This window comes from Nocardia sp. NPDC006044 (assembly GCF_042871115.1).
Taxonomy (GTDB): domain Bacteria; phylum Actinomycetota; class Actinomycetes; order Mycobacteriales; family Mycobacteriaceae; genus Nocardia.
Genome location: NZ_JBIAID010000004.1, coordinates 691,413 through 710,008, shown reverse-complemented (window position 1 = coordinate 710,008; position 18,596 = coordinate 691,413). Strand labels below are relative to the sequence as shown.

Here is an 18,596-nt window from a genome sequence, read left to right as displayed (position 1 = left end):
TTCTCCATTCATTCGACGGTGACGCTCCACAGCTCGCGGGGATTGATCGCGTCATCCCGCATGCCGACGATGTTGCGGCGACCGTGCGCCATCCGGTTGTTGTCGATCAGCAGCAGATCGCCCGAGTCCATCGGGAAACACGCCTGGAAGGCGGGATCGGCCGCATTGGTCACGAGGTAGTCGACGGCCTCGGCGTAGGCGTCGAACTCTTCGATGTCCCCCGCGAGGCCGGGCAGCTTCTCGGTGATGTCCTGCTTGAGCCGGACACCGACGTCGTAGGCGCCGGCGGCGTCGGGTAGCGGGTAGCACAGCGGGATGTCGGTGTATTCCTCGCGAACGTTGTTGGCGGCGAACCGAATCGGCGTTGTGGTGAGCCGATCGAAGTGCCGGGTGAACGTCTCGCCGTCGCGCTCGGCGAGCCGGGCGAACAGCTGGCGCCAGCTCAGGACCAGTGACTCGCCCCGCTGGCCCTCGGGTGTGTCACGCCAGCCGGGGTCGACCATCAGCATGGCGAAACACGCGGGCCGCGGGGTGCGCCAGGAGCGCGCCGAGTGCGGGCGCAACTCACCTTCCTGATAGTGCACGGACTTGCGCGTGTACTGACCCGGCGGCTTGTATTTGACCCGGTTGATCTGGGGGTGTGGATCGTCGTCGGCCAGTTCGCTGCGCGAGGCGTAGTTGTCCAGGGGCGTACCGAAACCGCGCAGGAATTCCAGATATGTGCCCGGCTCGGTGGGGAAGCCACGGACCAGGCAGACGCGGTGCCGCTCCAGCACCGCGCGGGCGGCGGCAACGACGTCGGCGACGGACTCGCCTGCCGCGGGCACGCTCGCGCCCAGGATGGTCTCGCTCGAAATCTCGGGGGCCGACTGTTCAAGCATTTTCGCGATCCTTTCGTGCGTGCAGCAGCATGGTGGCCAGCGCGACGCGGGTCAGTTCGCCGGCGTCGGGGCGTTCGGCGCGTTCGGCCAGCAGGCTCGCGGCCGCGCCCGGATGTCCTTGGCGGAGCAGCAGATCGGCCAGTTCGACGGCGACCTCCTCCTGCGCGTCGTTTCCGGCCAGGCTCTGCCGGTAGAGCACCTCCGCCAGGGCGGTGTCGCCCAGCTCACGATCGGTGAGCCGGGCCAGCCTGCCCAGCGTGTAGGGATGATTCGGTCGTCCGGCCAGTGCGCGCAGCATCAGCCTGCGCGCCTCGTGCGGATCGTTGCGCTGCCGCCAGACGAACTGCGCGTAGTTGCACAACGTCCGCGGGTGCTGCGGATCGAGTTCCAGCGCACGCCGATAGCGCTTCTCGGCGTAGTCTGCGTCGTCCTGCTTGTGCAGCGCGGACAGCGCGAAGTTGCTGTGCGCGCGGGCATGCCGGGTGCCCGCCGGCACCGGCCTGCCCACCTTGCGCTTGAGATCGTCCGGTTGCCAGTGGGTCTGTTCGGTCCACAGCGCGAGCAGCCGATAGTCCTCGGCATGCTCGGGGAACCGCGCGCGCATCTCCGCGAGCCCGATCGGGTCCGGCCGGTCCGCCAGATAGCCGAATCGCTCCATCGTCTCCCATTCGGACAGGGTGATGAGCTCCTCGAGTTCCTCCGGATAGTCCGGTCGTGTCGTCGTGGCATTGACCACCGGACCGCGCCACAGCACGGATTCGTCGAATTCCTCGCCGATGGTGCGCAGGAACTTCGCGAAGTCTTGCGCCAGCCGTTCCTGACGCCCGATGAAGTCGATCTCGGCGCCGGGCGGGCCGACGTAAGACCGGTAGATGTTGCCGAGCGCACCGGGGAGCACGGAAACCGCCTTGCGCACAAAGGTTTCGAAATCGTCGCTGGCGCAGTGCTCGTCGAGCGGATACCGCGGCCGCCAGCCCTTCTCCATCCGGTAGGCCCAATACGAGCGGTACCACTCGATCGGGTTGCGGACGAACGCGCCGACATACGAGTACTGCGCGCGGTCATAGGACGCGAGCAGATCGTGGTCGCGCATCGCCGGATCGCCGAGGTATTCGACGTCGATCCCGAGCTCGCCGAGCTTCGACCGGATCCAGGTGCTTCCCGTCTTGGGTACCAGGAGAAGTAATGCGTTGCTATGGACGAATCGAATAGCCACCTGAGCCTCCTTCGGCTACGGCGAAATTGTCGGTGACGTGGGTACGGAAACGGAGGGCGAGATCGGGCAGCCGGTCCTTCGGCCGGGGCGGCTTCGCCGCGACACCGGGGCGGACGAGGCAGTGCACGAGCACGCAACCGTCGTGGTGCGCAACGGCTTCCCGCAACGCCGCGGTCACGGCTTCGCGGCCGTCGCAACGCCAGGCCGCCCGGTAGCCACAGGCCAGCGCCGCGGCGGCGAAGTCGACGCCGCCGCTGTTCGTGCGCTGCCCGCCGGTGGACTCGTGGCGCCCGTTGTCCAGCACCACGTGCAGGAACGGCGTGCGGACGTGGCGGGCGAGGGTGGCCAGCGAGCCCATCCGCATCAGCAGCGCGCCATCGCCGTCGAGCACGGTCACCGGCAGCCCGGCGAAGGCGAGCCCGCCCGCGAGCGCGGGCGCACAACCCATCGAACCCACGAGATAGAAGTGGCCGTCCCGGTCGTCGAGACCGTACAACTCCCGCGACGTGTAGCCGGTGGTGGCGACGGTCGGGCGCGAAATACCCAGCGCGAGCCAGCTTTCGAGCACCTGGGCCCGGGTCGGCCGCGGCCCGGCGCGCAGTACGCGCACGGCAGGAGGCGGAAGTGGTTCGGGCTCGGCCACTTCGGCGGGCGGCACCGCGTTGTCCAGCACGCCCTTCTCCAGCACGAAGGCCATCGACCGCCGTTCGTCGCATCGGCCAGCCGCGTGGGACAGTTGCCGGGCGGCGGCAGCCTGGTCGAGGGCGAGTTTCTCGGTGTGAATCCCCAACAGCCGTAACAGGTCCGGGGTGATCTGACCCATCAGCGCGTGCTGCGGCTCATCGGTGCCCGCCGGCCAGCCGCGCCGCGAGACGCCGAGGATCACCGGGATCTCGAACGGCTCGGTGAGCGAACTCAGCGGATTGACCATATTGCCGAGACCCGAGTTCTGCGCGAGCACCAGGCCGCGCGAGCCCGCGAGCCAGGCGCCCGCCGCGATCGCCACCGCCTCGCCCTCGGAGGTCGCCGGAAAGTAGGGCCGGGTCCCGTCCTCGAGCATCGAGTACAGGCCCGAGATGTAGGAGCAGGGCACGCCGGTGATGCAGCCGATCCGGTGGCGATCGAGTTCGTCGAGGAACCAGGCGGGGTTCAGCATGGCAGCTCCTGCGCGTCGCGGGCGGGCGAGGCATTCGGCGTGTGCAGCAGTCGCATGCTCGACGACGCCGGCGGATCAGTGAGGGCGGCCGTGCCACGGAGGTGCCGGGCGAGGAAGCCGGCGATCAACTCGTCCCTGGCCCGCTGGTTGGCCGCGCCGACGATTTCGTGTCCCTCATCCGGAAACAGCGCCAGCGTCGCGTCCAGGCCGGCCCGGGCCAGCGCCAGGAACATCCGGCTCGACATCTCCACCGGGACCCGCGCGTCCTCGGCGCCGTGCACCAGCAGCACCGGGCAGTCCAGCGTCCCAGCGTTGTTCACCGGCGAATACCGGGCCAGCCGACGTCGCTCATCGCTCAGTGCGGGATCGCCGATGCGGCGGCGGACCATCGGCGCGGCCGTGCGCCACGGCGCGGGCAGGTTCCCGACGAAGTCCACCAGGTCGGTGAGCGGCGACAGCGCCACGACAGCGCGGAACGTCCGGGCGGAGGTGGCGGCGAGCTGCAACACGGCGTAGCCGCCATAGCTGCCACCGACCAGCGCGATGCGCGCGGGATCGGCGTGGCCCCGCCGAATCGCCCAGTCCAGGGTGTCCTCCAGGTCGTCCTGCATGGCCGCGCCCCACTGCCGGTCCGCCGCGTTCACCCAGCGGGCGCCGAAGCCGATCGAGCCGCGAAAGTTCGGCTCCAGCACGACATATCCCTGTTCGGCCAGCCACGCCCGGCGCAGGTCGAACTCCAGGCCGCTGCGCCGCCACGGCCCGCCGTGGACGAGCAGCACGGCGGGCCTCGCCCGGTCGCGCTCGCGTAGTCCGGACAGGTAGGTGACCGCCCGCTCCCCCGTCCGCGTCGGCACCTCGGCCGCGCGGCAGAAGATCGGCGAGGGGTCCCGGCCCGGTCGCGCCTGCGTGAGCGGCCACAGTTCGTCGCGGTCGGGCCGGTACCCGAAATAGCTTGCGTCCGCGTCGGTCCGATGCTGGGCGAGCAGCCAATAACGGTCGCCCGGTTGGCGTTCCAGGATCAGCGCCGCCGCGCCGAGCCGTCGCCGCAGCACGCGCAGTGGCGATTCCAGCGACGGGCTGAGCGCGACCATGCGCCGGCGGAACCGTTGCACCTCCAGGTACTCCGGCCGCCCGGACGCGGGATCGGCGAGCACCCGCACGACATCGGCCCGCTGGACGGAAAAGAGGGTCTTCGCCTCCGTGGCCCGCTCGCCGGAACGGCAGTGCCACGCGACCAGGCGGGTCCCCGTATCACCTTCGGGCAGAACGAAATACACGAGCTCACCGGTGCCGGAGAAATGACTGAACCGGGTGACCAGCGCGGCCTCGTGCGGAATGTGGAGGAACAGCCGGCGAGTTCCGCGGTCGTGCCAGAGGTCGCGTGAACCGTCCGGATTCACCGTCTCGAAAAGCCGCGGCCGGAAGTCGGCGTCGAAATAGCACGCGGCGTATCCGGTGTTGCGCAGCACGCGAGTGCGCGCGCCGGTGCGCAGGTCGAGGACGTCGTAGTCGTGATGGTGTGGGTCTCGCGCGTTCGTCGCGATGAGCACCTCGGCGGGGCGCCGGTAGCCGAGTCCCGCGATTCGGAGCTGCGCACCCGAATCCTGCGCCACCACAGTCCATTCCCCGGCCCGCAAGCGGTGCAGCGACCACTCTTCGCGGCCGGTGGCGTCGGCCAAAGCCAGCCCGGTTCCGGGCAGGTGGGTCCAGCTGAACGCGCGCACGCGGTCCGGCGCACCGGTGGCGCTGGACTCGACGCGGCGGCGAGCGACGTCGAACAACACCAGCCGCGGCGCCGCGTCACCGCTGGACAACCACGCGATCCGGCGCCCGTCCGAACTCATGGTCGGCGGCCCGTTCAGCTCCCGCGCGGTCATCGCGTGATCGCCCGGTCATGTACTGCCGCAATCATGCCCAGCACCGCGTCGAGATGCGGCGGGCGTGGCACGGTCAGCCGAATGCCCACCGGAAAATCGGCGGGATAGCCGGAGAGGTCGTGCAGCAGCCGGACCGGGTAGCCGATCTCGGCCAGGCGAGCCGCCAGCTCGCCGGCCAGCGGCGTCTCGACGCAAAGGTAGTTCGATTGTGACGGCCACGCACGCAGATTCGGGATCTCCCGCAGCGCGGCGATCATCCGGTCTCTGGATTCCTGTGCGGCGGCGATGCTTTCGACGACCCGCTCCGGGTGCCCGAGCAGATGGCTTGCCGCGCGCTGCGCGATCCCGGAGACGGCGTTCGGGATCAACGGGATGGACGCTCCCGCCTCGAACGCGGCCGAGGCGGCGAACCCGATCCGCAGATTCGCCAGCCCCCACGCCTTCGAGAACGTCCGCACCACATACAGATTCGGATACTCCGGGACCAGGCTCAGCGCCGAGAAGCCGGCGAAATCCGCGTACACCTCGTCGAGCAGCACCACGCCGCGTGCCCGTTCGAGCAGCGTCCTGATCGTGGCGGGCGGGAACTGGTAGCCCAGCGGATTCCGCGGCGACGACAGGGAAAACACCGCCTCCGGCAGGTCCAGATAGGGCTCGAGCGCGGGCAGCAGTTCCCCGGGCTCGCGCACCACGACCGCTACCCGCGCCCGGTTCGTCTGTGCGCAGATCGTTGCGGTCAGGTGGAACCCGGGCGTGACGTCGACCACCAGCCCGCGAAAGTGCTTGCGCAACAGGACATCGATCAGCTGCGTGGCGCCGGCCGCCACCCGGACCGAACCGGCGGGCAACCCGAAGTATCGCGCGCAGGCCGCGGCCACGGACGTGCACCAGGTCTCGTCCTTGGTGGTCAAATCGACCGTGCCCATAGCCGCCACGATCTCCGCCGTATGCCCGGCCGGATCGAGGAACTGGCTGCCGGTCCAGGTGAGATCCACCGTCACCGGAATCTCCGCTTCTTGCCACCCGGCGGCGTGATCCGCGAGCACAGCTCGAACTCGACCTCCTGATCCGCGAGCAACTCGTCGACGGCGGCCCGCAGGCTGCGGCGCAGGGCTTCCGGTTCCGGCCACCCGGCGTCCGGCATCCAGCGCAGCAACGCTCCGTCGAGCCTGGAGACGATCTGGAAATCGCCCATGCCGGGCAGCGAGCCGAACCGCTCGGTCAGCTCCCGCGTGTCGAGCCGGCGCGTGCCGAAACGCAGGGTTCGCGGCTCGCGCCCCCACAGGCGCACCAGCCGCTGCGCGCCGCCGGCGTCGGTCTCCAGTTCGGCCCGGTCGCCGGTGCGGTAGCGGAGGAAGACGGTGTCGCGGTAGATCAGGTTGGTCAGCACCAGCTCACCCACGCCAGCGTCGCGCACGGCGCCGTCATCGGTCAGCACCTCGAGCCGGACGTTCGCGGCGAACACCTGGTAGTCGTTCTCCCCCGGCCGGGTGGCCGCGATCAGCCCGCCCTCGGTGGATGCCAGCGCGTCCACCACCGGCGCGCCGTAGTAGTCGGTGAGCCGGGCCCGGTCGTCGGTGTGCAGCGGTTCACCGCTGACCAGCACCAACCGCGGCGACCAGGGCGGACTCGTGATGCCCTGCGCGAGCAGCGCGGCGCGTAGATCGAGTAGATAGGTCGCTTTGCCGTACAGGATCTGCGCGGGCAGCCGGGTGAAGGTGTGCGCCGCCTTGGCCGAGAGGTCCAGCTGAAGCCGGGCGTACAGACCGTAATTCAGGGCGGGTAGCGGTCGGACGAATGTGTCGCGGCCGGGCTTGTTGCTGACGAACAGCACCGCGAGCTCTCCCGCGGCGAAGCCGTCCGGCGGCAGCCCGGCCAGCTCGCTGATCTGCGTGAAGAAATGGTAGTTGACCGCATACCAGGACGCGTCGTCCACGGCGATCGTGAGCGGATTGCCGGTGGTGCCACTGGAGTTCAGGTGGTTCTCCCCGGTCGGCGCACGGGAGGTGAAGTCGGCGATGCCGTACTCGTAGGCGCGGCGATCCACGATCGGCAGTTCCGAAAGCTTCTGTGCGCCAACGCCTTGGTAGAAGGGCACGGTGGCGCCCGCGTGGTCGAGCAGGTTCGCCTCGGCGTCCTCGGCCAGCGGTTGCACCGCCGACCAGGCCCGGCGCAAACGGATCACGTCCTCGACCGATTCCGCCGCCCGGCTCAGAGATCCGTTGGCCGCCAACGGTTCTCGGCCCGGCGGCACGTAGCGGCTGTACTGGGCCTTGGCCCGATCCAGCTCCGCGTTGTTCGCCAGCTCGAACACCCGGGACAGATCGGCGATGCCACTTTCCAGCCCCCGCATGGTCTTGCGCTCCGCCAGATCCCCGCACAACCGCTGCATGGCGATGATCGCCGCGCGCAGGCTCTGATTCGCCCAGATGGCGACCGATACCCCCGCCTGTTCGAGCACCGCCGGTTCGACGTCGGAATACTTGGTCGGCACGACGGCGACCGGCACCCGGCCGTCCCATTCGGCCATGAAGGCGAGGATCTCGTCGGGGACGGTCTTTTTCGAGTGGATCAGCACCGCGTCGGCGCCGGACTCGGCGTACAGACCGCAACGGTCGATCGCCTCGGACAGCGACTGCCCGGCGACCAGCGCCTCACACCGCGCGACCAGAAAGACGTCGGCGGCCGTGTCTTTCGCCGCCTTCAAGCGGCCGCAGAACTCTCCCGGCTCGGCCAGGACCTGCCCGGCCGCCAGGAAGGAGTTGGCCTTCGGGAACAGTTTGTCCTCGATGCATGCGCCACCGGCGCCGATCCGCTGCAGCCGGCGCACCGCGAGCCGCACGTTGTTGAAGTCGCCGTACCCGGTGTCCATGTCCACCAGCGCGGGCACGGCAATTCGGTCCGAGAGCATTTCGATGCGCTCCATGACCTGGGTCCACGACAACTCGTTGGAGTCACGCAATCCATTGATCGCCGAAAGACCGAGCCCGGACACCCATACGCCGGGAAAGCCCGCGTCCTGGGCAATTTTCGCGGAAACCGCGTCGTGTGCGCCCATCAGAAATACAAGATCGGCGCTGTCGAACAGGCCTTGCAGAGCACGAAGTTTCTCCATCACACATCCATATCCCCAGATGTGAGGTCAGCTTAAGCATCCCCCGATACGGCGGCCAGGCGCGGGACAACGTGATCATCGCTCGGCGATGATCAATCCCCACCGCGTAACCTTGCGTTCACACCAGCATCCTCCAATTCATCCAAATGTCAACCTGCTTAAGCTAATTGCCGAACATCCGCCGCACGCGCTTGCCGTCACGGACGGTTACGCAAACAACCGCGTCCGGCCGCCCCCGAGAAATGGGGCAGGACGGCAACACGTTGCGGGCGCACTTGTATCGCCGATTGTGTTGGTACGCAACCACATCCGCGCTCCGACTCAGGCAACCGCCGAGGCGCGAGCGAAAGCGGAACATATATTCCGTTGGGCACCATGCCAATACGCGAGGTCACGAGCGTGGCGACAACTGGGGATACCGTCCTGCGGCCACGCGTGGTAGAACATCTGTTGTCGTCTCGGGGCGCACGGTGCAGGAAATATCTCGTCGCACCTATCGATTACCCGGGACAGATCTACAAGGGGGAACAATAACTTCGAAGTATGAATTGTGATACGACACCGCCCGGAATCGGAACGGTGAACATTTCTCGCGGAGTAGCGGCGACTATCGCCCCTTCGCCTTTCCGGCGCTGCACATGGGCACCGGGCACAATTTCGTGAATACCGTCACCGCTTGAACACGAGCAGGTGTCCCAGTGCGACCGCCGTGCCCAGGGCCGCGACGCCGGCCCACAGCACCGCAGGGCCCGCCGAGACGAAGATCAGCTGTCCGGCCGGGGCGCCCGCGGCCAGCCCGAGGTTCCACATGAACCCGTAAGCCCCTTGGTAGGCGCCGGTCTCGCCCTCGGGCGAACGCGCGCTCATGAAATGCGCGGCCAGCGGCACCTGCATGATCTCGCCGACCGTCCACGTCGCCACGGTGATCGCGTACCACCCGGCGTTGGTAGCGAAAGCGGTTGTCCCCAAGCCGATGCCGATCAACAAGGCCGAAGACGCCGCGGCCGCCCCGAACGGCATCCTGGCCACCACGGGCGTGATGACCGGCTGGAGCGCAACCACCAGCACCCCGCTGAGCGAAAGCACCAGGCCCAGCTCGGTCGGCGTCAACCCCCGAGCCGTCATGTCCAGCGGCAGCGCGCCCTGCTTCTGCATGTAGAGACACGAAAGGATCAGGGTCGCCACCAAGAACCAGGCCACGACCGGCTGGGCATATGGACCGCGCAGACCGCGGATGATCCCCGTGCCATTCGGTGCCGCCGGGTCCGGCGCCACCGGCAGAACCGCGGCGAGCACGGCGAACAGCGCTGACGTGAGCGCGCCGAGCACGAAGAGGCCGGGTGGCCAGAACTGCACCAAAGGCCCGGCGACCAGCGGGGACAGCGAGCTGCCGATATTGCGCGACCAGTAGAGCCGCCCGTAACCGGTGACCCGCGCCTCGGGCGCCATCAAGGCGGGCACCAGCGCGTTGGCCGCGGGCCGCGGTGCGGACGCGCACGCGGTACTGAGCAGGACCAGCGCGACCACGGGGACCACGCCGTGCACAACCGGCAGCGCGGCGCAGGCCACGACGCCGACGGCTTGCGAATACCCGATCGTCCTGCGCGGGCCGTACCGGTCGGCGAGCACGCCCCCGGCCAGCGACGCCACCGTCTGCCCCACCCCACTCGCCGCCACGACGGCCACGATCCCCACGTCCCCAAGGTGGGTGGCACTCGCGTACAGCACCACGAACGGCGGGGTCGGCATGCCCAGCCGATTGAACAGAATCCCGATCCACAGCAGCCGGAACGCTCGAGGCCCGTCGTCGCCCACCGACCGCACCCCCACCCCGACAAGTATGCCGGATCAGCACCCGCGATCAGCGCGAGGAACACCACGGGCGGCGCCGGATTCCGGCCTGGTTTCGCGTATCTCGGCATGGGTACTCGCCGTCGAGGCCGGACGGTCGGCGACCGTTGCGCCTCGTCGTCCACAGTGCTGTCGACTATCGGAAGAAGGTGCCGCGATGCAGCGAGATGCCGGCCCGGGGGTTCAATTGCGTTCCCCGAAAACCCTGGCCGTCGCCCTGTCTGTGCCCGGCTATCGCGAATTCGTCTTCGGCGCGCAGGCCGTTCACCTACCCGTGCTCGACGGTGAGTACGTGATCGAGCCCGGCCACGACCAACTCGAAGCCGCCCTGGACATCGGCGTGCTCACGGTGCGCGCCCGCGGACGTCAGTGGCTGGCCGCCTTACACGGTGGCACCGTCCGGGTGCGCGACGACGAGGTCCGCCTGCAAGCCCACGCCCTGGAGTTCGCGGACCGCATCGACGTGACCCGCGCCAGGGCCGCACAGTCCGACGCAGCCCAGCGCCTGACGAGCAACCGCGAAGACACCGACGCCCGAGCCGCCCTCCAACGCGCCAACGTGCGCCTGGCAGTCGCGGCCCGCATCCACCCCTGATTGCCCACCTTCATTGCCCACCTTCCCGATGCCGGTGGTCCGGACGTAATCGTCGTCGACGCGGCGGCGGCCGGTCAGAACTTGCCTGATTGATGATCGATGTTGTGCCCCAACTGCTTTGCGAGGTCGGCGATGAATTCGTCGGTGAGCGGGGGCCAGCCCCAGAAGTCGAAGGCGAGGGCGCCGAGGGCGAATTCCGCGGGCCACTGCCATTCGGTCACCGGGCTCTCGGTGTCACAGCTGCCGCACTTCACCACTCCGGTACCGGTGCTCTTCCATGCGGCCACCGCGTCCCGGAACGGCCGCCACACCTCGGGGTCGGCCTCCCACTGCTGCGGGTAGTCGATGATCACGGTCCTGGCACCGCAGCGCGGGCACTCCGCCGAGTCCGGCTCGATCGCGCCCTGGCCGCCGAAATGGTCGGCCCGCCCGACGATTACCGCCACCGGCCCGGGAATCCAGTCACCCCACTCCCGCGTGATCTGCCGCCACTCGGCTCCCGGCAGGTGGCCTTCCGCCACATCGAGGCTGTACATCCCCTCGGCCGACATCTCCCGCGACAGCAGGCGGCGCGAAACCATCCAGTCCACCACCTGTTCGGCCAGCGCTCCCGCCTCGGCGGCGGTCACCTCCACGTCCACGATCCGCTCGAAATAGTCACCCATATTCGGCAAGTACCTCCCAGAAATGCCCGACCGCGCAGGGCTCGCCGGCCGTTCGACCGACCAGCGTACCGACACCGGCGAAGGGGCTCTAGGACACGCGGCAGACCGGCGATGCCTTACGAATCCGGTTGCGCGCCGGTCTCAGCAGCGGTCGGTCGCGGCTCGGTATCCAGGCTCGCCGAGCGGATCCGGGTTCGGGTACTCACCATTCGGCGGGCTCCGCCTGTGGCCACGATGTTGCCCAGGACCAGCCCTGCGCCGATAGCCAAGGTGGTGAGCACGGAAAAGGCGAACGCTACCCCGGAGCCCGGCGCGTGCCCGATGAACTGCAGAAGTGAGTGGGCCACTGTCAGGGAGGGTAATAGCGCGCCGCAGAAGGCGGGAACCACGATCGATGCCGGGGAGATGCGCAAGCGGGCGGCCGTCCATGTGCTGAGCGCGCCGAGTATCGCCGCGCCGAGCATCAACGACAATTGCAGGCCGATATGCGCACGGGCACACAACTGCACGATCACCTGGGTGAATACCGCCACCGCCATGGCGATGGGCACCACCCGCGCGGTCGCTCCCTGCGCGAACGCGTTGGCCGCGGCCGCGATCGCCGACGCGAACAGCGCCCAGAACGGCGTCAAGCCGGTCAGGTGGATCGCCGACGGGTCGACCTCGAGATCGACCCACCGAGTCGCCATGAGGCCGGCTTGAATGCCGGTGACCATCCCGAGCACCACCAGGCCGATGCCGAGGCCGCGCACCAGCGCCAGACTTCGAAATCCGGATATCGCGTCCTGGGCCGTCGCGACGATAGACGGGTGCGGCAGCAGCAGCACCACACACGCCGCGACCATACTGGCCGCCTCCCCCGGACCGATCGGGCTGTACGCGATCGCCACGCTGCCGACCGCCGTCGCCAGCACCATCTGCGCGACGGCGACGAAAAATGCTGGCAGATAACGTCTTCCGAGCACCTTGCCGAGATACATCAGCACGAACATCAGCCCGAACGCCCCGGCCGCCGACCAGTAGGTCCCGCCCGCCTGGAGCGCGACGACAACACCCAGAACGCCCATGGCACCCGCGACGACGCGATAGGGCCAGCGCGGATCCGACCGCATCTCCTCGACCAACCGCCGGCTCGCCTGAGTCATATCGGTCTGACGGCCGACGATATCGTCGACCACGCCGTACACGTTGTTGAGCCGATGCAGGTCGGCGCCCGTGTCCCGAACCGCCCGCAACCCGGCGACGGTCGGTTCGTCCGGCACCGCGTACACCATGTGGATCGACGAGCCGGGAAAGTCCAGTTCGACGGCCGCCAGATTCCAGGTGGCCGAGACGGCGACGATGGCCACCTCGACACTGCGCGCATCGGCGCCCGACGACAGCATCACCTCGCCCAGATCTAGGCAGAAGTCGATGACCTGACGGGGTGAGTACTCTTCGCCGGTCGCCGTAGGCGACGGCGTGACGCCCGCGTAGATGCTGCCGCGCAGCAGCATGGCGATATCGCGACGCTGCTCGGCCGTCGTCACCCGTGGCCGACGCTGCCGGACGGGACGCCGGGCACCGTTGGCCGGGTTCGCGGCCGATGTGCGCGCTCGCCGCTTCGGGGCGATCCCGCGCGGGCGTCCGCGCTCGCCGGCCCCGGGCCGATCGACCGGTTCGGCGGCGCGCCCGATTCGAATCCGCCCCACAGCGCCTACTCAGCCCAGATAGCGCCGAGACCGCGCATTTCCGGAGACAGATCAATTGTGCTGGGCTCAATTGTGCTAGGCATGATCTCCAATCCACTGCTGGATCGACCACCGTGCTATCGCTGCTGTGCACGCATCGCTATTCAATACCCGGCCACGGCCCCGCGACCGCGAACTGTGACGACACTAACTCCCCCACCAGCGGCGATCAGGTCCGCCGGCATTCGAGATAGGCGGCCGAATTCATGGCGAACAGGACTGAGCCACAGTCGGTGTGGTGAATGACCGCGGACGCGAACCGGCGGGCATGACTCAGTCGTCGACTGCCGCTTCCGCGGCGGCGGCGATCGGCTCGAGCTTCGCGGTCAGTTCGCCGAATTCGTCCGCGGTGAGCACGTCGTAGGCCGGTGCCGCCAATTCGTCGGTGCGGGCTTCGATCCGCCGCTTGATCTCCCGGCCCGCGTCGGTGAAACCGCCGTCGGCGTCCACGAGGCCACGCTCGCGCAGCCGGTCGACGACGGCGGCCAGCTGAGCCTCGGGCAGGTGGCCGATCCGGCCGAACTGCTCCGCCCGCATCCCGAGGGCGAGCGCCATGAGCACGTGCGCCTCGGTGCCGCCGATGCCGTGCGCGACCAGGGCGGCGTTGTGGCCGTCACCGCGGAACTCCCGCAGCAGCGTGGCCGCGTGCCAAAGCCTGGCCACCGGTTCGTCCGGCATATCGAGCGCGCGGAGTCCGGCGTACAGCGCGCGGCCCTCGGCCGGTGCGCTGACCGCCGCCCGAGCGGCCAGGTCGGCGGCGCGCACCAGATCGGGGGACTCGGCGAGCTCGCCGATCCGCTGCCGCAGCGCCGCGGCACTGGCCCGCTCCCGCACGGCGATCGCCGCCTGCGGGGTGATCTTGCCCCAGACCCAGGGGATGTGGCGCGCCACCTCGCCGTCGGCGAAGTTGTAGAAGACCGCGTGCACTACGGCCGCCGGGGCGAGCCCCAACGGTGCGGCCCGGCCGGCGAAGTATCCGTCCCAGTAATTACGCATGCCGAGGGCCAGGAACGCGTCGTTCACCGCCGCCGAGAAGGTGACGGTGGCGATCGGCTCGACGAGCTCGAACATGCGGTGGATCTCGGCTTGTGCGTGCGGCATCGGTCGGCATCTCCTGTGATCGTGACAGCGCCCTGCTGGGTGGCCGTTCGCTATGGCTACGAACGACACGGACCGGATCCGACAACTCTGGTCGATTCCGCCGCGCACCGCCGGTGATTGAACGGGCCGTGCGGGGTATCCGGCGATCATGGAACCTGCCCGGAGTCATTCCGAGATCCGCCTGGAGGTCGATGGCACGCCGCATACGCTGCGGGTCGACAACCGCACCACGCTGCTGGACGCCTTACGCGAGCAGCTCGGCGCGACCGCCCCGAAGAAGGGGTGTGATCACGGGCAATGCGGGTCGTGCACGGTTCTGCTGAACGGGCGGCGCGCCACCACCTGCTTGACCTTCGCGGTCGCGCAGGACGGCGCCGCCGTCGTCACGGCGGCCGGTCTCGGCACGGGCGACGAACTACACGAGATGCAGCGGGCCTTCGTGGAGCAGGACGGCTTCCAATGCGGCTACTGCACACCCGGTCAGGTGTGTTCGGCCGTCGGCATGCTCGACGAGGTGGCGGCCGGGCAGCCCAGCTTCGTCACCGAGGATCTCGAGGCGACGCCGGTGCTGACCGACGCCGAGATCCGGGAACGCATGAGCGGGAATCTGTGCCGGTGCGCCGCGTATCCCGGCATTCTCGCGGCGATTCGGCAGGCTTCGGCATGATCCCGTTCGAGTACTTCCGGGCGGACACCATCGAGGACGCAATCACGGCGGTGTCGGACCGCCCCGACGCGGCCTACCTCGCGGGCGGAACGAACCTCGTCGATCACATGAAGCTCGGCGTGACCGATCCGACGTTGCTGGTCGATGTCGGGCACCTGTCGCTGGACCGGATCACCGAACTGCCCGATGGCGGCCTGCGGATCGAGGCCGGCGTCAGCAACACCGACGTAGCCGTCCATCCGCTAGTCCGCGCCCGGTACCCGGCGCTCGCGCGGGCACTGCTGTCCGGGGCATCGGGACAACTGCGGAATCTGGCGACGACCGGTGGGAATCTGTTGCAGCGCACCAGATGCGTCTATTTCCAGGACATCAGCACACCGTGCAACAAACGCGAGCCGGGTTCGGGCTGCTCCGCGATCGGCGGCTACGTTCGCTATCACGCGATCCTCGGCGGCTCGGAACACTGTGTGGCCGTGCATCCTTCGGACATGGCGGTGGCGATGGCCGCACTGGACGCGCAGGTGGTCGTGGTCGGCGCGGACGGCGAAACACGCATACCGCTGGTCGATTTCCACCGGCTGCCCGGCGATCGGCCCGACCGCGACACCGTGCTCCGGCACGGACAGCTGATCACCGCGGTGGAATTGCCCGCACCGCCCGACGGCGCTCGCTCGACCTACCGGAAGGTGCGCGACCGCGCGTCGTACGCGTTCGCCCTGGTTTCGGTTGCCGCCGAACTGGTGTGCACCGACGCGGGCGAAATCTCCGCTGCCCGTGTCGCATTCGGCGGTGTGGCGCACAAACCCTGGCGCGCCCGCCTGGCCGAGGCTCGGCTGATCGGTTCTCCCGCCACCGAAGAAACCTTCACCGCGGCAGCCGACGCCGAGCTGGCCGAGGCACAACCGTTGGAAGGCAACGACTTCAAGGTCGAACTCGCTCGCCGCACGGTGGTCGCGACGCTGCGGTCCCTCACCGAATCCGGCACGACCGAGCAGGTGCGCGGATGACACTCATCGACGCCAACGAGATGGGCGCCTCACGCCCGCGCCTCGACGGTTCCGCGAAAGTCACCGGAACCGCGCCCTACGCCTTCGAACACTCGGTGGACCGACCGACCTACCTGCATCCCGTTCAGGCCACCATCGCGCGGGGCCGGGTCACCGCGATGGACACCGCCGCCGCGACCCGGCTCGACGGAATCATCGCCGTGCTCACCGTCTTCGACGCACCGGAGCTGGCCGACACCGCCGACGGCGAACTCACCATCCTGCAAGACGACAACGTTCACTTCCGCGGCCAGTTGATCGGCGCCGTGATCGCCGAGACGCCCGAAATCGCCAGGCACGCGGCCGATCTGGTGCGAGTAACCTACGCGCAGCAGCAGGCCGACACGGAGTTCCCCGGCGACCGCGGCGCGCTGTACGCCCCGGAGCAGGTCGGCTCGGAGTTCCCCACCGACACCGATTCCGGTGACGTCGACGCAGCATTGGCCACCGCCGCGGTCACCGTCGACCAGACCTACACCACCCCCATCGAGCACAACAATCCGATGGAACCGCACGCCTGCATCGCCATCTGGCATCCCGAGGGCGCGAATCCCGCGGTCACCCTTTACGACTCCACCCAGGGCGTGCACACCGTACGCAAAACCCTCGCACCGCTGTTCGGCCTCGAACCCGGGCAACTGCGCGTGATCGCGCCGCACGTCGGCGGCGGCTTCGGTTCGAAGGGCGCTCCGCACGCGCACAACGTGCTCGCCCTGCTGGCGGCGCGACGCAGCGGTGGCAGGCCGGTGAAGGTGGCGCTCACCCGGCAGCAGATGTTCGCCCTGGTCGGTTACCGGACCCCGACCATCCAGCGCGTCCGCCTCGGTGCGGACGCCGACGGGACGCTGACCGCGCTCAGCCACGATGTCATCGAACAGACCTCCAGGATCAAGGAATACGCCGAGCAGACCGCGGTGTCGTCGCGAAAGATGTACCGGGCGCCCCATCGCCGGACCACCCACCGGCTCGCCCGCCTCGACGTGGCCGTGCCGTTCTGGATGCGGGCGCCGGGCGAAGCGCCCGGCATGTTCGCCGGCGAGGTGGCGATGGACGAACTGGCCGTCGCCTGTGGCATCGATCCGATCGAACTGCGGATCCGCAACGAACCCGAGACCGATCCGGAGTCGGGCACACCGTGGTCCGGCCGCCACCTGATCGACTGCCTACATCGCGGTGCTGACGAGTTCGGCTGGGCCGCAAGGAATCCCGCGCCGCGTAGCCGCCGAGACGGCGATTGGCTCGTCGGCACCGGTGTCGCCGCGGCCACCTACCCCGCCACCGAATCGGCGGGGAACGCGGCGCGCATCGAGTTCGGCGCGGACAACCGCTACCGCGTTCAGATCGGCGCCGCGGACATCGGCACGGGCGCGTGGACCACCCTCACCCAGATCGCCGCCGACGCCCTGCGCTGCCCGTTCGAATCCGTCCGCCTGGAAATCGGCGATACCGATCTGCCTTCCGCCTCCGTCGCGGGCGGCTCCTCGGGCACCGCGTCGTGGGGCACCGCGATCGTCACCGCCGCGCGCGCGTTCCGCGACCAGCACGGGAACACCCCCGCCGTCGGCGCCGAGATCACCGTCGACGCCGACGAGAACCCGGACACCGGCGATTTCACCATGCAGTCCTTCGGCGCGCATTTCGTCGAAGCACACGTGCACCGCGACACCGGCGAGATCCGGGTGCCCAGAATGCTGGGTGTCTTCTCCATCGGCCGCGCCATCAACCCGCGCACGCTGCGTTCCCAGCTCATCGGCGGAATGATCTGGGGGCTGTCCATGGCGTTGCACGAGGACAGCGTGCGCGACCCGCGCTTCGGCCACATCGTGACCCAGGACCTGGCCGGCTACCACTTCAGCGCGCACGCCGACATCGGCGAGATCGAGGCGATCTGGCTCGACGAGGTCGACCGGCACACCAACCCCATGGGCTCGCGCGGCGCGGGCGAGATCGGCATCGTCGGCGCCGCGGCCGCCGTGGCAAACGCGGTCTTCCACGCCACCGGCACCCGCGTCCGGGACCTGCCCATCACCGCGGACCGGCTGCTTCGGTAGGCCAGGTTCGCTCAGGTAGCGAAGCTGCCGACACCTCCCACTACTACCCGCCCAGGTCCACGAGATGGCGGCCCCTCGGTCTTCCCCGGCGCTCGACCCGTGGGGCAGATCAGCGCGAGATCAGTTGGGAGTACATGGTTTCGATCGGCGCCGCCAGGTTGTGCTTGACCTGGGCGCTGATGTCGTCGGCGAGGATCTCGAATTCGCCCGCGTCCACGCCGTCGAGCGCGATGCGGACAATGTCGGCGGGGTCGTTCTTCGGACCAGTTCCGGGCCGACCTGGGCATCGCCGACAACATCCTCTCCGCCCGCCTCGGCCGCCTCGTCGACGCCGGATTGCTGACGAAAGCGCCGTACCTCGACGGCAACCGAACCCGCCGGCACTACGTCATCACCCCGGCCGGCGTCGCCCTGCGCCCGGTCTTCGAAGCCCTGTCGGTGTGGGCGTGCGAGTTCGTCAATCCCGGCCAACCGGCCACCATGGCCCAGACCGTGCACACGCCGTGCGGTCAGGTCAGCCAGGATCGCCGGTACTGCGACACCTGCGAGACCGACATCGAGGACGGCGACATCGCCTGGTTGATGCCCTGGCTCTCCCCGACCCCGGTCCCACTGGCGACCGCCTCGGAATAACCCGCGCGGCGG

Annotated in this window: 15 protein-coding genes; 5 read left to right on the top strand and 10 right to left on the bottom strand. The window is 69.0% G+C overall.

Annotation, left to right across the window (positions count from 1 at the left end):
- Positions 1 to 8 precede the first annotated feature (8 nt).
- The 7 genes from ACFYO1_RS34285 to ACFYO1_RS34255 all read right to left on the bottom strand — a co-directional run bounded on the left by ACFYO1_RS34285 (position 9) and on the right by ACFYO1_RS34255 (position 10,075).
- Positions 9 to 881, bottom strand: coding sequence for a TauD/TfdA family dioxygenase (locus ACFYO1_RS34285; RefSeq protein ID WP_387240452.1), 873 nt, complete (start codon positions 879 to 881; stop codon positions 9 to 11).
- Positions 874 to 2,097, bottom strand: coding sequence for a tetratricopeptide repeat protein (locus tag ACFYO1_RS34280; protein ID WP_387240450.1), 1,224 nt, complete (start codon positions 2,095 to 2,097; stop codon positions 874 to 876). The genes ACFYO1_RS34285 and ACFYO1_RS34280 overlap by 8 nt, the downstream gene beginning before the upstream one ends.
- On the bottom strand, positions 2,075 to 3,253 hold the full coding sequence (gene aepY / locus ACFYO1_RS34275) for a phosphonopyruvate decarboxylase (RefSeq protein WP_387240447.1): 1,179 nt from the start codon (positions 3,251 to 3,253) through the stop codon (positions 2,075 to 2,077). The genes ACFYO1_RS34280 and aepY overlap by 23 nt, the downstream gene beginning before the upstream one ends.
- Complete coding sequence (locus tag ACFYO1_RS34270; RefSeq protein WP_387240444.1) at positions 3,247 to 5,130, bottom strand: alpha/beta hydrolase family protein; 1,884 nt, start codon at positions 5,128 to 5,130, stop codon at positions 3,247 to 3,249. Before ACFYO1_RS34270 ends, aepY begins: the two co-directional genes overlap by 7 nt.
- On the bottom strand, positions 5,127 to 6,131 hold the full coding sequence (locus tag ACFYO1_RS34265; protein WP_387240441.1) for an aminotransferase class I/II-fold pyridoxal phosphate-dependent enzyme: 1,005 nt from the start codon (positions 6,129 to 6,131) through the stop codon (positions 5,127 to 5,129). The genes ACFYO1_RS34270 and ACFYO1_RS34265 overlap by 4 nt, the downstream gene beginning before the upstream one ends.
- Entirely contained in the window at positions 6,128 to 8,245 is a 2,118-nt protein-coding gene (locus ACFYO1_RS34260; protein ID WP_387240438.1) for an isocitrate lyase/phosphoenolpyruvate mutase family protein, read from the bottom strand. Before ACFYO1_RS34260 ends, ACFYO1_RS34265 begins: the two co-directional genes overlap by 4 nt.
- A gap of 669 nt (positions 8,246 to 8,914) precedes the next feature.
- Positions 8,915 to 10,075 (bottom strand): MFS transporter, encoded by a 1,161-nt coding sequence (locus ACFYO1_RS34255; protein WP_387240435.1) that lies wholly within the window; start codon positions 10,073 to 10,075, stop codon positions 8,915 to 8,917.
- A 178-nt stretch (positions 10,076 to 10,253) separates the two neighbouring features.
- Between ACFYO1_RS34255 and ACFYO1_RS34250 the strand changes: the two genes are divergently transcribed.
- The gene (locus tag ACFYO1_RS34250; protein ID WP_387240432.1) at positions 10,254 to 10,691 is read left to right on the top strand and encodes a hypothetical protein; all 438 of its coding nucleotides are present in this window, start codon (positions 10,254 to 10,256) and stop codon (positions 10,689 to 10,691) included.
- A gap of 74 nt (positions 10,692 to 10,765) precedes the next feature.
- Here ACFYO1_RS34250 and ACFYO1_RS34245 read toward each other — a convergent pair whose 3' ends face one another.
- From ACFYO1_RS34245 to ACFYO1_RS34235, 3 genes are all read right to left on the bottom strand, one after another.
- The gene (locus ACFYO1_RS34245; RefSeq protein WP_387240429.1) at positions 10,766 to 11,356 is read right to left on the bottom strand and encodes a hypothetical protein; all 591 of its coding nucleotides are present in this window, start codon (positions 11,354 to 11,356) and stop codon (positions 10,766 to 10,768) included.
- Between the two features lie 116 nt (positions 11,357 to 11,472).
- Positions 11,473 to 12,885, bottom strand: a complete 1,413-nt coding sequence (locus ACFYO1_RS34240; RefSeq protein ID WP_387240426.1) for a threonine/serine exporter ThrE family protein — start codon at positions 12,883 to 12,885, stop codon at positions 11,473 to 11,475.
- A 474-nt stretch (positions 12,886 to 13,359) separates the two neighbouring features.
- Positions 13,360 to 14,187 (bottom strand): MarR family transcriptional regulator, encoded by an 828-nt coding sequence (locus tag ACFYO1_RS34235; RefSeq protein ID WP_387240423.1) that lies wholly within the window; start codon positions 14,185 to 14,187, stop codon positions 13,360 to 13,362.
- Positions 14,188 to 14,335: 148 nt separating this feature from the next.
- On the opposite strand from ACFYO1_RS34235, the gene ACFYO1_RS34230 reads away from it, so the two are divergent.
- The 4 genes from ACFYO1_RS34230 to ACFYO1_RS34215 all read left to right on the top strand — a co-directional run bounded on the left by ACFYO1_RS34230 (position 14,336) and on the right by ACFYO1_RS34215 (position 18,584).
- Positions 14,336 to 14,854 carry a 2Fe-2S iron-sulfur cluster-binding protein gene (locus ACFYO1_RS34230; RefSeq protein WP_387240421.1) on the top strand — a complete coding sequence of 173 codons (519 nt, stop codon included), beginning with the start codon at positions 14,336 to 14,338 and terminating at the stop codon, positions 14,852 to 14,854.
- Positions 14,851 to 15,861 (top strand): FAD binding domain-containing protein, encoded by a 1,011-nt coding sequence (locus ACFYO1_RS34225; RefSeq protein ID WP_387240419.1) that lies wholly within the window; start codon positions 14,851 to 14,853, stop codon positions 15,859 to 15,861. Before ACFYO1_RS34230 ends, ACFYO1_RS34225 begins: the two co-directional genes overlap by 4 nt.
- Positions 15,858 to 17,951, top strand: coding sequence for a xanthine dehydrogenase family protein molybdopterin-binding subunit (locus ACFYO1_RS34220; RefSeq protein WP_387240416.1), 2,094 nt, complete (start codon positions 15,858 to 15,860; stop codon positions 17,949 to 17,951). The genes ACFYO1_RS34225 and ACFYO1_RS34220 overlap by 4 nt, the downstream gene beginning before the upstream one ends.
- Positions 17,952 to 18,152: 201 nt before the next feature.
- Positions 18,153 to 18,584, top strand: coding sequence for a winged helix-turn-helix transcriptional regulator (locus ACFYO1_RS34215; protein WP_387241675.1), 432 nt, complete (start codon positions 18,153 to 18,155; stop codon positions 18,582 to 18,584).
- Positions 18,585 to 18,596 lie beyond the last annotated feature (12 nt).

Bases quoted from the DNA above. Each gene is read 5' to 3' on its own strand.
- ACFYO1_RS34285 (WP_387240452.1), bottom strand. From the start codon at position 881: ATGCTTGAACAGTCGGCCCCCGAGATTTCGAGCGAGACCATCCTGGGC.
- aepY (WP_387240447.1), bottom strand. From the start codon at position 3,253: ATGCTGAACCCCGCCTGGTTCCTCGACGAACTCGATCGCCACCGGATC.
- ACFYO1_RS34270 (WP_387240444.1), bottom strand. From the start codon at position 5,130: ATGACCGCGCGGGAGCTGAACGGGCCGCCGACCATGAGTTCGGACGGG.
- ACFYO1_RS34260 (WP_387240438.1), bottom strand. From the start codon at position 8,245: ATGGAGAAACTTCGTGCTCTGCAAGGCCTGTTCGACAGCGCCGATCTT.
- ACFYO1_RS34250 (WP_387240432.1), top strand. From the start codon at position 10,254: ATGCAGCGAGATGCCGGCCCGGGGGTTCAATTGCGTTCCCCGAAAACC.
- ACFYO1_RS34245 (WP_387240429.1), bottom strand. From the start codon at position 11,356: ATGGGTGACTATTTCGAGCGGATCGTGGACGTGGAGGTGACCGCCGCC.
- ACFYO1_RS34235 (WP_387240423.1), bottom strand. From the start codon at position 14,187: ATGCCGCACGCACAAGCCGAGATCCACCGCATGTTCGAGCTCGTCGAG.
- ACFYO1_RS34230 (WP_387240421.1), top strand. From the start codon at position 14,336: ATGGAACCTGCCCGGAGTCATTCCGAGATCCGCCTGGAGGTCGATGGC.
- ACFYO1_RS34225 (WP_387240419.1), top strand. From the start codon at position 14,851: ATGATCCCGTTCGAGTACTTCCGGGCGGACACCATCGAGGACGCAATC.
- ACFYO1_RS34220 (WP_387240416.1), top strand. From the start codon at position 15,858: ATGACACTCATCGACGCCAACGAGATGGGCGCCTCACGCCCGCGCCTC.